12 protein-coding genes are annotated in these 12550 nt (G+C 43.6%); 9 read left to right on the top strand and 3 right to left on the bottom strand.

What is annotated here, in order from left to right:
• Together H589_RS0101950 and H589_RS0101945 are read right to left on the bottom strand one after the other, a co-directional pair.
• A complete protein-coding gene (locus tag H589_RS0101950; RefSeq protein WP_027720464.1) occupies window positions 1–891 on the bottom strand; it encodes a caspase family protein in 891 nt (296 codons plus the stop codon).
• Window positions 892–938: 47 nt separating this feature from the next.
• Complete coding sequence (locus H589_RS0101945; protein WP_027720463.1) at window positions 939–1409, bottom strand: DUF2628 domain-containing protein; 471 nt, start codon at window positions 1407–1409, stop codon at window positions 939–941.
• A 245-nt stretch (window positions 1410–1654) separates the two neighbouring features.
• On the opposite strand from H589_RS0101945, the gene hisS reads away from it, so the two are divergent.
• From hisS to H589_RS0101915, 6 genes are all read left to right on the top strand, one after another.
• A complete protein-coding gene (gene hisS / locus H589_RS0101940) occupies window positions 1655–2893 on the top strand; it encodes a histidine--tRNA ligase (RefSeq protein ID WP_027720462.1) in 1239 nt (412 codons plus the stop codon).
• Between the two features lie 15 nt (window positions 2894–2908).
• Complete coding sequence (gene aspS, locus H589_RS0101935; protein WP_027720461.1) at window positions 2909–4732, top strand: aspartate--tRNA ligase; 1824 nt, start codon at window positions 2909–2911, stop codon at window positions 4730–4732.
• A gap of 166 nt (window positions 4733–4898) precedes the next feature.
• Window positions 4899–5408, top strand: a complete 510-nt coding sequence (gene def / locus H589_RS0101930) for a peptide deformylase (protein ID WP_027720460.1) — start codon at window positions 4899–4901, stop codon at window positions 5406–5408.
• Window positions 5384–6340 carry a methionyl-tRNA formyltransferase gene (fmt, locus tag H589_RS0101925; RefSeq protein ID WP_027720459.1) on the top strand — a complete coding sequence of 319 codons (957 nt, stop codon included), beginning with the start codon at window positions 5384–5386 and terminating at the stop codon, window positions 6338–6340. The genes def and fmt overlap by 25 nt, the downstream gene beginning before the upstream one ends.
• A 45-nt stretch (window positions 6341–6385) precedes the next feature.
• On the top strand, window positions 6386–7204 hold the full coding sequence (locus H589_RS0101920; RefSeq protein WP_027720458.1) for a DUF116 domain-containing protein: 819 nt from the start codon (window positions 6386–6388) through the stop codon (window positions 7202–7204).
• An 18-nt stretch (window positions 7205–7222) separates the two neighbouring features.
• Window positions 7223–8506: a transcription antitermination factor NusB gene (locus H589_RS0101915; RefSeq protein WP_027720457.1), complete on the top strand. Its 1284-nt coding sequence runs from the start codon at window positions 7223–7225 to the stop codon at window positions 8504–8506.
• A gap of 73 nt (window positions 8507–8579) precedes the next feature.
• Here the strand turns inward: H589_RS0101915 and H589_RS0101910 are convergent, their stop codons facing one another.
• Window positions 8580–9341, bottom strand: coding sequence for a tetratricopeptide repeat protein (locus tag H589_RS0101910; protein WP_027720456.1), 762 nt, complete (start codon window positions 9339–9341; stop codon window positions 8580–8582).
• A gap of 313 nt (window positions 9342–9654) precedes the next feature.
• Between H589_RS0101910 and H589_RS0101905 the strand changes: the two genes are divergently transcribed.
• The 3 genes from H589_RS0101905 to H589_RS0101895 all read left to right on the top strand — a co-directional run bounded on the left by H589_RS0101905 (window position 9655) and on the right by H589_RS0101895 (window position 12508).
• A complete protein-coding gene (locus tag H589_RS0101905; protein WP_027720455.1) occupies window positions 9655–10221 on the top strand; it encodes a helix-turn-helix domain-containing protein in 567 nt (188 codons plus the stop codon).
• A 12-nt stretch (window positions 10222–10233) separates the two neighbouring features.
• Window positions 10234–11880 carry an AMP-binding protein gene (locus H589_RS0101900; RefSeq protein WP_027720454.1) on the top strand — a complete coding sequence of 549 codons (1647 nt, stop codon included), beginning with the start codon at window positions 10234–10236 and terminating at the stop codon, window positions 11878–11880.
• A 70-nt stretch (window positions 11881–11950) separates the two neighbouring features.
• Window positions 11951–12508 (top strand): helix-turn-helix domain-containing protein, encoded by a 558-nt coding sequence (locus tag H589_RS0101895; protein WP_027720453.1) that lies wholly within the window; start codon window positions 11951–11953, stop codon window positions 12506–12508.
• The last annotated feature ends 42 nt before the right edge of the window (window positions 12509–12550 follow it).

Raw genomic sequence — 12550 nt, 5'->3', positions numbered from 1 at the left:
CTAATTCAGCAGATATTCCATAGCCTGATCACTTTTACTCTTCTTCGGTTTAGATTCAGGTATTGGTACAGCTTGCTGTTGATTGTTGTTCTGCTGAGAAGATGCCGCAGCCGATGTACCTGATGGACTCTTCCCACCAAAATAAAAATCGCCTACCAGAGAAGATGATTCCCATGGGACTTGTTTTTTGTTGGTATCCTTCATGACACCACGGCGCACACGTTTGAAAAACTGCTCAATGGTGATGTTTTTTACGAACATATTTCTCAGCATGTTGGCTACGTATGGGCTGTTATGGCCTTTCCCATCAAGGGCGACATCTCCGGGAGCTGTTGCAAAGGCTATAAATGACCCCGTGGGAGCATCCATTTGAGCCAGGCCGTTTCTGGCAGAGCGGAAACTGCGTTTAAACGGATTGTTACGGCATGCATCAAGAATGACTATATTCATGCGGTTTCCGGCATCTTCCATTTTAGCCAGAACTTTTCCGGCATCAATAGCTTCATATTCAACATCTGCCTGACCTTGAATTTTCATAAAGAGAGGGACCAGGTAGTTCCGTCCGTTAACCTGTAATCCATGTCCTGAAAAATAGAATAGACCTACATCATAATTTTTTAGTTTGCTGCCAAATTCATCTATTGCCCGCCCCATTTGGTTACGGTCTGCATTTTTGATCATGATGATATCAAATCCTGCTTTCTTGAGAGAAGTATTCATGGCTGAAACATCATTTACAGGATTACGCAGCGGGCCGTTTTTATATGCAGAATTGCCAATAAGCAAAGCAAGTTTGCTTTGTGCTGCACTTTCAGTTGCAGTAAGTAATAAAGCAGAAAATAAGGCAAACAGTAAAAAACTGTAAAATTGAGTTTTTTGTAGTGTTTTCATCGTCCTCCCCCTTCAAAATTCAAATGAAAATTTGATTCCTGATTTCTTTATAGCATAACCTGATGAAAAGAGAAGAAAAAAGCACTGCCGAAAAGCATGGACATGAGCATAATCCAGGCCGGTTGCAGGAAAAAGCAGACTACACCTACAATTTTGACCCACCCATGTACTCCTCCTGTATCGCGCAGCATGGCGGATGCTCCACCTACGGGGGCTGTCGCTTTGATTGCTCCAATCTTACCTGTACAGTCTCGGTAGTAAAAATAGTAGGCACTCAGGCCATAACCTAACTGAGCGATAAAGTTGCCGAAGGGTAAGAAACCTACTAGGAAAGTGATAAAGGCCCAGAAGTACATTTTGCGGTATAGAAACCACCAGAATCCAAAGAAAAAAGCAGGCCAGTGCCAAGTAACGGTAAAACCATCCCGCAAAGTTTGAAATTTAGCAAAATTAAAAAGATAGGTCCCAGCATTAGGACCTATAAATTCTGTGTAATCTTCAGACGTAATCATCTGCATTTATATCTCTCCATATATAACTTATAGTAGCTGCATAGAAAATTTTAAGATCAAATTTGTTTTAGCCTTTTGTTAATGCCGCAGCTTTTAAGAATTGGCAACTTTCATGTTAACAGGCTTTGAGTGAGGTGTTAGCTATTTTGACATTCATGACTAAATGGACTAACGAAATTTGGTTCCACGCTCCGTGCCGGGATCGGACCTGTAATTTAATGTAATCCTGGAAATCAGCAAAGAGAAGTGAAATGTCAAAAATACAAAAAATAAAAGGTGTTGCAGATTTATTTCCTGAAGATAGCGCTCGTTATGCATTCATGGAAAAAACTGCCAGAGAAGTGTTCTCGGCCTATGGTTACGGCGAACTTAGAATACCCATTCTGGAAAAAACAGAACTTTTCTGTCGCTCCATCGGGGAAGAAACCGATGTCGTGCAAAAAGAAATGTATACATTCCCTGACCGCAAAGGACGTTCCCTGACCATGCGTCCTGAAGCTACAGCAGGAGTTGTCCGCGCTTACGTAGAAAATAAAATTTACCAGCCGGGCAAGGTTACAAAGCTCTACACTTACGGTCCAATGTTTCGCTATGAAAGACCTCAGGCCGGACGTATGCGCCAGTTTCACCAGATTGATGCAGAAATCTTCGGTGCCAGCGAACCTCAGGTTGATGCAGAAGTTCTACTTATGCTCTCCACTTTTCTTAGCAAAATCGGACTGGAAAAGCTTTCTTTCGAGCTTAACTCACTTGGCTGCCCTGAATGCAGGCCTCTTTTCCGTAAAGCTCTTGATGAATTTTTTAATGGTATTGATAAGGAACAGCTCTGCGATGATTGCCAGCGCCGTGTAAGCACCAATCCGCTCAGGGTTCTTGATTGTAAAAACAAGAAGTGCAGGGAACTGACTGTTGATGCTCCTTCCATACCTGACAATCTTTGTACTGAGTGTCGTGATCACTTTGATGTTGTCATAGCTCTCATTGATGAAGCCGGACTTGAATATACATTGAATCCCCGTCTTGTACGTGGACTTGATTATTACCAGAGAACTGCTTTTGAAGTTACCTCCGGGGATATTGGTTCTCAGACCGCTGTTGCTGGTGGTGGACGTTATGACGGGCTGGTTGAAAGTCTAGGGGGAGCTAAGAAGGTTCCCGGTATAGGTTTTGCCTGTGGTATGGAGCGCCTTGCTATGCTGCTTGAAGGGACCTTTACTGAAGAGATGGATTTTTATGTTGCCCTTGTAGACGAAAGGGCTGCCGGAGATGCCTTGATATTCGCTGAAAAGCTCCGTAATAGCGGGCTTAAAGGTGAAGTTGGTTTTGCTGCGAAGAGCATGAAGGCTCAGTTGAGGCATGCTAATAAAATAGGCGCGGGAAAATGTTTTATTTTCGGTGCTGATGAATTCGAAAATGCAACGGTCACAGTCAAAGATATGACCGAAAGCGGCGAGCAGATTACCACGCCGCGTGATGAATATTTCAAATAATTCGGGAGACCTAATATGTCAGAACAAATTGAAGAACGCGATTATGATGAATATAGGGTTATTGAACCTCTAGGGGACTGGAAAAGAACCCACAATTGCAATGAAATTACTTCTAAGAATCTTGGTGAGGAAGTTTTGATCATGGGTTGGGTACAGTTCCGCCGTGATCACGGTGGTCTGATTTTTATTGATCTGCGTGACCGTGAAGGTTTAACTCAGGTTGTTTTCAGTCCTGAGCACAGCACTAATGCTCATGAACGCGCGCATGCTATCCGCTCTGAGTACGTGGTAGCCATTAAAGGTCAGGTTCGTGAACGTCCTGATGGCATGGTGAACTCCAACCTGACTACCGGAGAGATCGAAATTGTTGTTGATGAGTGGAAGCTCCTTAACACCTCTGAAACTCCTCCTTTTGCTATTGAAGATCGTACAGACGCAGCTGAGCAGCTGCGCCTTAAATATCGTTTTCTGGATCTTCGTCGCCCCGTACTTGCTAAGAATTTTATTCTTCGCAACAAGGCTGCGCAGTCAGTTCGCCGTTATCTTGACGGTCTTGGTTTTCTCGAAGTTGAAACTCCTGTGCTGACCAAATCAACACCTGAAGGAGCTCGTGACTTTTTGGTTCCCAGCCGTATGAACAACGGTGAGTTTTATGCTCTCCCTCAGTCTCCACAGCTTTTCAAGCAGATGCTCATGGTTTCAGGCCTGGATCGTTATTTCCAGATTGTTAAATGTTTCCGTGATGAAGACCTGCGTGCCGACCGTCAGCCTGAATTTACTCAGATCGATATTGAAATGAGTTTTATTGATGAAGAGCAGATCATGGGTATGGCTGAAGAAATGGTCCGCACTGTTTTTAATGAAACTATTGAAGTTAAACTGCCTACTGCATTCCCCCGCATGACTTATGCAGATGCTATGCGTGATTACGGTTGTGACAAACCTGATGTCCGTTTTGAACTCAAGCTTCAGGAAGCATCTGATATATTCCGCGGTTCTGATTTTAAAGTGTTCGGAAAAGCCGAACTTGTTAAAGTTCTGCGTGTCCCTAATGGAGCTGAACTTTCTCGTAAAGAGATTGATGAATATACCAAGTTTGTAGAAATTTACGGTTCCAAAGGCCTTGCATGGATTAAAGTTAAAGAAGACGAAAGCTGGCAGTCACCAATTGTAAAATTCTTTAGTGAAGATGAATGTTCTAAGCTGAAAGAACTGACAGGTTGCCAGCCCGGTGACATTCTTTTCTTCCAGGCCGGGGCTGCTGATATTGTCAATGCTGCTCTTGCAGCGTTGCGCATTAAACTTGGTGAACGTTTTGAACTTATTGACGAAACTAAATTTGCTCCTCTGTGGATTACCGACTTTCCACTGCTTGAGTACAATCCTGATGAAAAGCGCTATGTTGCAAGACATCATCCTTTCACCTCTCCTCAGGTTGGACAGATTGAAGAGCTGGCTGAAAAACCAGCCGAAGCTCTCGCCCGCGCATATGACCTCGTAATTAACGGTTATGAAGTCGGTGGCGGTTCTATCCGTATCCATACTCCGGAAATGCAGGAAAAAATGTTTGCAGCTCTTGGTATTGATGAAGAAGAAGCCCGCGCTAAATTTGGTTTCCTTATGGATGCTTTGAAATTCGGTGCGCCGCCGCATGGTGGTATTGCATTCGGTCTGGACAGACTTATTATGATTTTATGCGGAGCAAAATCTATCAGGGACGTCATTGCCTTTCCTAAAACTCAGAAGGCTACCTGCCTGATGACAGAAGCTCCATCTTCTGTTGCCAGCACACAGTTGCGTGATCTGGGTATCAGACTTCGTGAAAAGAAAGAACAATAGTAGTAAGTAATGTCAGTCAGGATCGTGTCAGCGATCCTGACTGACTATCCAATATAAAATCCCTCAGGGATTCCAGAGAGGACTACCTCTTTGGCCGCCGGAGGCGGAATTTGTCTTAATGTTTATAGAGCATTAAAACGATTTTTAGCTTTCAAGGAAAAATTTTATGAAGCTTGAAATAGTAAAATATCCAGAGACTTCTTTGAAGGAAGTTTGCACACGGGTAGAGGAAATTACTCCTGAACTTAAGGAAACCATCGAGAACATGATTGAAACCATGTACGAAGATGATGGTGTGGGGCTTGCTGCACCACAGGTAGGGTTGCAGAAGCGCCTGATCGTAATTGATCCTTCAGGACCCAAAGAACGAACAGATCTTCAGGTTATCATCAATCCGGAGATCATTGCCAGTGAAGGTAAGGTGGATTCTGAAGAGAGTTGTCTGTCTTGTCCTACTTTCCGCTGTATTATCAAACGCAGTGAGAAAGTGACTGTAACCGGCACTGATGTTGATGGAAATGATCTCAGGATTGAAGCAGATGACTTTTTGGCCATTGTGCTCCAGCATGAGATCGATCACCTTGACGGAACTCTTATCGTAGATAGAGTCGGCCGCCTCAAACGTGCAATGTACGACAAGAAGATCAAAAAATGGCAGAAAAGCGCTGGAAATTAGTTTTTATGGGGACGCCGGACTTTGCGTCCACTATTCTTGAATATCTGCAGGAATGGGACGGATGCAATGTTATTGCGGCTTATACCCAGCCTGATCGACCCTGTGGTCGCGGGCATAAAGTTCGGCAGTCAGCAGTCAAAGAAGTTGCGCTGAAACATGATATTCCTGTGTATCAGCCTATTAATTTCAAAGATGAAGCGAACATTGAAGAACTTAGAGCTCTTGAGCCTGATTTTCTGGTAGTTGCTGCTTATGGACTTATTCTGCCTCAGGCTGTACTTGACGTGCCTAAAGTCATGCCTATCAATGTGCACGCCTCTCTGCTGCCCAAATATCGTGGAGCTGCACCTATTCAGCGAGCTGTTGCAAACGGAGATCATGCTACCGGAATAACCATTATGAAAATGGAAGCCGGACTTGATACCGGTCCTATTCTGGTACAGCAGGCTCTTGGTATTGCATGGGATGACTATGCAGGGAAAGTTCACGATGAACTGGCTGAAATGGGTGGACCGCTGGTCATGGAAACTTTACTTCGTTATAAAAATAAAGACCTGTGCATTCTGCCTCAGGATGACTCTATTGCAACCTATGCAGCCAAGCTTACTAAGGAAGATGGACTCATTAATTGGGACAACAGTGCTCAGGAAGTACACGATCAGATTAGGGGTATGCACCCGTGGCCCGGAGCATATTTTTTCTGGCAGGGCGAAGAGGGCAAAGATCCTATCCGTCTTGTTATAAGCCCCGGTAAACCAGGTGATGAACTTTCCGGAGATTACGCTTCTGGAACCATTGTGGGAGAGTTCGAAGGAATGCTCGGTATTGCCTGTGCAGACAAAATTTATCTGGCCTCTAAGGTAAAACCCGCTGGAAAAAAAGAAATGGATGGTAAGTCCTTTCTGTGCGGATATTTGGGTAAATGTTCATAGAAAATAGTCTCCACGGAGGCAACACAAACCCTTCAGGTTATAATAGTGAATAGTGTAAAAGATTCTAAAAAACGACTTTTTATAGGTCTGATTACAGGGACGAGTGCTCTGCTGTGTCTATTTCTGGCTCTGCTTTGGTACGTGCCTTATGTTGGGCTTGATTCTTTCGGGACATGGGCATCGTGGCTGTGGGGAATGCTTGTCTTTTTGCTCATAGTTCTTGTGTGTTGGGCTTATGCAGGACTGCTTGCAAATGTCGTTTTAAAGCGCACTTTTCCTTTTTCTCATAAAGCGCGAGGTTTGACCGTTAAGCTCTTTCTGCCCCTTATGACAATTCTGGGGCGTGTTTGCGGATTATCCAAACGCAAGATTCGCGGTTCTTTTATCAAGGTGAATAATGAGCTGGTCTTATCTGAGGCTGGTAAATATGATCCTGAAAAGATTATGATGCTTACTCCGCACTGTTTACAAAACAGCCGTTGTGATATGCGCCTGACTTATGACGTGAACAATTGTAAACGTTGTGGTTTGTGTACTATCAAGGGTCTTCTGGACTTGCGTGATAAGTATGGAGCTCACTTTGCTGTTGCTACCGGGGGAACTATTGCCCGCCGACTGGTTGTGCAGAAACGTCCGAGACTTATCATTGCGATTGCCTGTGAGCGAGATCTTGCCAGCGGAATTCAGGATACATATCCTTTGCCTGTGTATGGTGTTCTTAACGAGCGCCCCAACGGTCCGTGCCTTGATACACAGGTTTCACTTATTGCAGTCGAAGAAGCTCTGCGCCGCTTTATCAAGGAAGATAAACTTCCTGAAGATGCCGATAAGAATGTCGGTATGACACCTATTACAGGTCTTTAAGAATACGGAATCAAGCTGATGAAAAAAAATATCCTGCCCGGTCCCAGAGGGCTTGCTTATGAATGTGTCACCCGTTCACTTGATGGAGGTGCTGACGCTCAGGCTGTTCTGGACGAAATCCTTTCATCAGCTGGTCTTGATCAGCGTGACCGTGGATTTATTACAGAAATTTTATATGGATACCTGCGTATGCGTATCCGCTTGCAGACAGTTTTAAATTGTTTTCTTTCGCGACCTGATGGTCTGCCACAGCCTATTTTGCGGGTTCTTGGTATGGCTTCATATGAAATTCTGCATATGGACGTGCCTGCTTATGCTTCCGTTGACTGGGGTGTTGATTCTGCCAAGAAATTATCCAACGGTAAGCTTGGCGGTTTAGCTAATGCCGTGTTGCGTAAAGTTGCCCGGCTTGCTGAAGATGGTGCAGACGAAGAATTTTTTCAGCGCCACACATTCAGTGAGACTGAATACCTGTCAGCTTACTATTCATGTCCTGAGTGGATTGTTGAGCTTTGGATGAAAAGTTACGGGCGTGAGCGGGCTGAAATGTATCTTGATGCTCAAATCTGCCCGCCAGCTGCTGGTTTTGTCTTGGATACAAAAGATAAAAAAGCTAAGGATGCCGCCATGACTCTTATGGATGAAGGTGATTTTATCGAATCTGATGGGCAGGCTTTCGCATTTTATTCCGGATATCGTCCGCAGGCATTCAAAGATTTGAACAGTGATGTGCTGACCCGGCAGAGTTATGCTGCGCGTGAAGCGCTTAGTGTTCTTGAACCTATGAACTGGCCGACTCCCGTCTGGGATGGTTGCGCCGGGCGTGGTGGTAAATCAAGGTTTTTAAGCACTAAAGGAATTGCTCCTATATTTGCTAGTGATCCTCATCTCAGACGTCTTTCCGCTTTGAAAAGACAAGTGCCGGAAATTTCATCCTTCAGAGCCTCAGCAATTAATCCTCCGCTGGCGAAGGAGTCTGTCGGTACAGCATTGCTGGATGTTCCCTGTTCAGGATTGGGGGTGCTGTCAAGAAGACCGGATACTAAGTTTAAGCGTTCGCCGGAAGATGTAGCTTCTCTGATTCAACTGCAATCACGGATTTTGGAGAACAGTTGGAAGACTGTTCGTCAAAATGGACGAATGGCTTATATTACCTGCACATTAAACCCTGCTGAGAATGAAGGGCAGATTGCAAAATTTTTAAGGAAGAATTCTGATGCCAAGCTGGTAAAAGAGTGGACTACACCACCGCAATCAGAACTTAGAGAATTTTTCTATTCCGCTCTGCTTGAAAAAAGTTGAGTCCAAAGTCAAGAAAGGGCCGTTTCTGTATCTTCACAGAAACGGCCCTTTTGAATTAAAAGAGAAATATTATTTATGTCTTGTTGGCTTGCTGCTCTTTTTTTACGAACTCTAAAAATTTTCCTGCCTCAGCATGCTCTTTGTTAAGCGAGAGAGCCTTTGTCAGATGGTCTGAACACTTTTCAAGCATACCTTTTTCAAAATATACCCTAGCAATGTTGTAATGCAGGTTTTCATCGTTTGAAGTCATTTCAAGCGCTCTTTCATAATAGTCAAGAGCCTGATCCTGCATACCTGTTTTGCGCAGATTTATGCCGAACTCATTAAACAGGTGTTTATGTTCGGTCTGAAAAGCTGCATCAAGTTTAACCAGTCTTTCAAAAATATCATTAGCTTTATTTGATTCACCGCGTTCCATGTATGTTAGGCCCAGCCCGAAATTGGCTTTAACATTTTCTTCATCAACTCCAAGCGCATTTTGGAATTCAAATTCAGCACTGTAGGATGCCCCGGCTTGCCTTGCTTTTTCACCACGTTCAATAGTGGTATCGAGCTCCTTCATCTTTGGATAGACGGTAGATACGTAAAATTCCGGTTCAGGTGAATACTTGGACAAAAATTCATCCATAGGAACAAATGACTTAGGGCCGGAAGGGATATAGCTTGTGTTTAAAGCCTGTACTTCCACAGTCCCGTCATCAGCTTCCTTTGCCATCCAATACATCTTACTGATCGTACGCCTAACAGTTGTTCCTGTGCCGATCTTCTGTACATTCTGGCTGGAAAAAACGCCTTGAATTTTCTTTCTGTCAGTTACTTGCTCTGCAGCGGCCATTGTCTATCCTTACATTTATACTTAATATTCGTGAACTATAGATAAATTTTGCATGAAAAGCCAATAGCAAATTTATAACTGCAAATAGAAATGTTCATACTTGACTAACGGCAGTGAATTTTTCTTATAATAATTTAGTTCTTCATTTTTTTAAGATGAAGATTTATCTTTACGGGCGCTTAAGAATGAATTTGGATTTAATCTCTATAACTCACTGTAAGATGACAAAAAAGCGTTATTATTGTAAGCACTCATTTCTAACGTTTTTTGTAATTAAATCCGTGATAAACAGTTTTGACCAGTAGAGGGACAAATGAGCCAAGCAAAAGTAGGACAACGTATTAAATCTTTCAGGGAAAAACAGGGCATAAGTCTTGATGAATTCTCCAATAGAACAGGTCTCGGAATGGATTTTCTAGAAGCTGTTGAAGAAAAAGAAAAATATCCCTCGCTCGGTCCACTACTTAAAATTGCAAGAGCACTTGGCGTAAGACTTGGAACATTCCTTGATGATCAGGTCAGCAAAGATCCTCTTATAGTCAAACTGGGGGAACGCAAAGAAGAATTCACTATGCATTCTGATCAGGAAAAGACTCCTTCCATGAGTTACTTTTCACTCGCAAAGGGTAAAAGTGACAGACATATGGAACCTTTCTTTGTTGAAATGCAGCCGGAGGAAGGTGAACTCAAAATGACTTCGCACGAAGGTGAAGAGTTTATTATAGTCGTGTCCGGTAAATTAAAAGTTATTTACGGAAAAGAAGAGAGCGTTCTGGAACCGGGTGACAGTGTATACTTTAATTCTGTTGTTCCGCATTGCGTCGCTGCTGAGGGTGGTGAACGGTGCGATATATATGCAGTTCTTTATTTCCCGGAATAAGAGAGGAATTTTATGGGAAAATCACATCTCAGGGAAATAACCCTTGGAGGCTTACTTGATGAGGCTGTTGAGAAGTGGCCTGAACAGGAAGCTATTGTCTATGTTGATAGAGATTTCCGGCTGACTTACCGTGAGTTTGGTAACCTGGTGGATGATCTAGCTATGGGGCTTATGGCTCTTGGCGTTAAAAAAGGTGAGAAAGTGGCAATCTGGGCTACCAACGTGCCTTACTGGGTAGCTTTGCAATTCGCTACAGCCAAAATCGGGGCGATTTTACTTACTGTCAATACTTTTTACCGTACCACCGAACTTGAATATCTACTCAAGCAGTCTGAGTGTGAGAACCTTGTTATAATTGATGGCTTCAGGGAAATTGACTACCTGCAGACAACTTATGATTTGATTCCAGAGTTACGAACTCAGGAACGAGGCTATCTTAAAAGCGAGAAATTTCCTGATTTGAAAAGGGTATTCTTTCTGGGGCAGGAAAAACATCGTGGAATGTATTCCATGGCCGAGGTTATCAACCTTTCGGCCGTTGTCTCTGATGAGGAATACGAGGAACGTCAGACTACTCTTAATCCGTATGATGTTGTAAACATGCAGTATACTTCCGGTACTACTGGATTCCCAAAAGGTGTACAGCTGACCCACTATAACATCGGTAACAACGGTTTCTGGATCGGCGAGAATCAGGCGTTTCAGCCCGGTGACAGGCTTTGCCTGCCTGTGCCGCTTTTTCACTGTTTCGGTTGTGTTCTGGGTGTGCTGGCTGCAGTAAATCATGGAACAACGTTAGTTATTCTTGAAGGTTTTGACCCTTTGCTGGTCATGGCATCTATTGATCAGGAAAAGTGCACCGCTCTATATGGCGTACCGACTATGTTTATCGCTATTCTTGATCATAAGCTTTTCGAAAAATTTGATTATTCATCGCTACGTACCGGAATTATGGCAGGGTCTCCCTGTCCGGTTAATGTAATGAAGAAAGTAATTGATAAGATGAGTATGAAAGATATCACCATATGTTACGGTCTTACTGAGGCTTCTCCAGTTATGACGCAAACTCGTATGGAAGATGATATTAAACGTCGTACTGAATCTGTTGGGCGGGCCATGCCGGAAATTGAAGTTGCAATCTTCAATCCGGAAACAGGAAAAGAATGTTCTTACGGTGAAACGGGTGAAATATGCTGTCGTGGCTATAACGTCATGGAGGGGTACTACAACAACCCTGAAGCAACGAGCACAGCTATTGATATTGATGGTTGGCTTCATTCCGGTGATCTGGGAACCATGGATGAAGAAGGCTACGTAGTTGTTACAGGACGACTTAAAGATATGATCATTCGTGGTGGTGAAAATATCTATCCACGTGAAATAGAGGAATTCCTCTATGGCATGGAAGGCATTCTCGATGTTCAGGTGGCCGGTGTCCCAAGTAAAAAATTTGGTGAGCAGGTAGGGGCTTTTATCATTCTCAAAGATGATGTTGAGATAGATAAGCAAGATGTTATCGACTATTGCCGCGGTAAGATTGCCCGTTACAAGATACCTAAATTTATCACCTTCATTGACGCTTACCCGATGACTGCAAGCGGTAAGATTCAAAAGTTTAAATTGCGGGATATGGCTGCTGAACTTTATCCAGATGCATAAATTTATATGGCGGGAGCCTTTAATCTGGCTCCCGTTTTTCCGTTACATCTAACCGCATCATGGAGGCGGTATGAGCAACAATCAGGCATACAAGGAAATTGCGCCCAGACTGCAAGGTCTGCGCGATGCAATGGACATGAGCATCGAAGAACTGGCGGAGAAAACAGGGGTTACTTCCGAACTGGCAGGAAAGTACGAATCCGGTACTGTCGAAATTCCAGTCAGTTACTTAATGGATGTAGCCCATCTTTGCGGAGTAAGTCTAACCGTTCTGATTTCAGGTAATGAAGCACACCTGACAAACTATGCACTTGTCCGTAACGGCAAAGGTCTTAACGTCGATCGCCGCAAAGATTATGATTACAAGAATCTTGCTTCAACTTTTGTCGGTCGGCGCATGGAACCTTTTATGGTCGAAGTTCCTACCAAGGAAGTATCCGATATGAATTTCACTACCCACCGGGGGCAGGAATTTATTTACGTACTTGAAGGGCGCCTTGAATTACGGCTTAGTGACAGTGTTCTCGAACTTGAAGAGGGTGACTCCCTGTACTTTGATTCCAATACTCCACACGCCCTCAGAGGGCTCGATGGTAAATCCGCACGTATGCTGGACGTCATTCTTTAGCAGGTCGCCATAAATAAATATTTCCAAACTTTTTTGGCATTA

This window comes from Maridesulfovibrio zosterae DSM 11974 (genome assembly GCF_000425265.1).
Classification (GTDB): domain Bacteria; phylum Desulfobacterota; class Desulfovibrionia; order Desulfovibrionales; family Desulfovibrionaceae; genus Maridesulfovibrio; species Maridesulfovibrio zosterae.
The sequence above is the reverse complement of the archived record's forward strand: the minus strand, read 5'-3'. Positions and strand labels throughout refer to the sequence as shown.

Bases quoted from the DNA above. Each gene is read 5' to 3' on its own strand.
- H589_RS0101915 (WP_027720457.1), top strand. From the start codon at position 7,223: ATGAAAAAAAATATCCTGCCCGGTCCCAGAGGGCTTGCTTATGAATGT.
- H589_RS0101950 (WP_027720464.1), bottom strand. From the start codon at position 891: ATGAAAACACTACAAAAAACTCAATTTTACAGTTTTTTACTGTTTGCC.
- hisS (WP_027720462.1), top strand. From the start codon at position 1,655: ATGTCAAAAATACAAAAAATAAAAGGTGTTGCAGATTTATTTCCTGAA.
- H589_RS0101895 (WP_027720453.1), top strand. From the start codon at position 11,951: ATGAGCAACAATCAGGCATACAAGGAAATTGCGCCCAGACTGCAAGGT.
- H589_RS0101905 (WP_027720455.1), top strand. From the start codon at position 9,655: ATGAGCCAAGCAAAAGTAGGACAACGTATTAAATCTTTCAGGGAAAAA.
- def (WP_027720460.1), top strand. From the start codon at position 4,899: ATGAAGCTTGAAATAGTAAAATATCCAGAGACTTCTTTGAAGGAAGTT.
- fmt (WP_027720459.1), top strand. From the start codon at position 5,384: ATGGCAGAAAAGCGCTGGAAATTAGTTTTTATGGGGACGCCGGACTTT.
- aspS (WP_027720461.1), top strand. From the start codon at position 2,909: ATGTCAGAACAAATTGAAGAACGCGATTATGATGAATATAGGGTTATT.
- H589_RS0101900 (WP_027720454.1), top strand. From the start codon at position 10,234: ATGGGAAAATCACATCTCAGGGAAATAACCCTTGGAGGCTTACTTGAT.
- H589_RS0101910 (WP_027720456.1), bottom strand. From the start codon at position 9,341: ATGGCCGCTGCAGAGCAAGTAACTGACAGAAAGAAAATTCAAGGCGTT.
- H589_RS0101945 (WP_027720463.1), bottom strand. From the start codon at position 1,409: ATGCAGATGATTACGTCTGAAGATTACACAGAATTTATAGGTCCTAAT.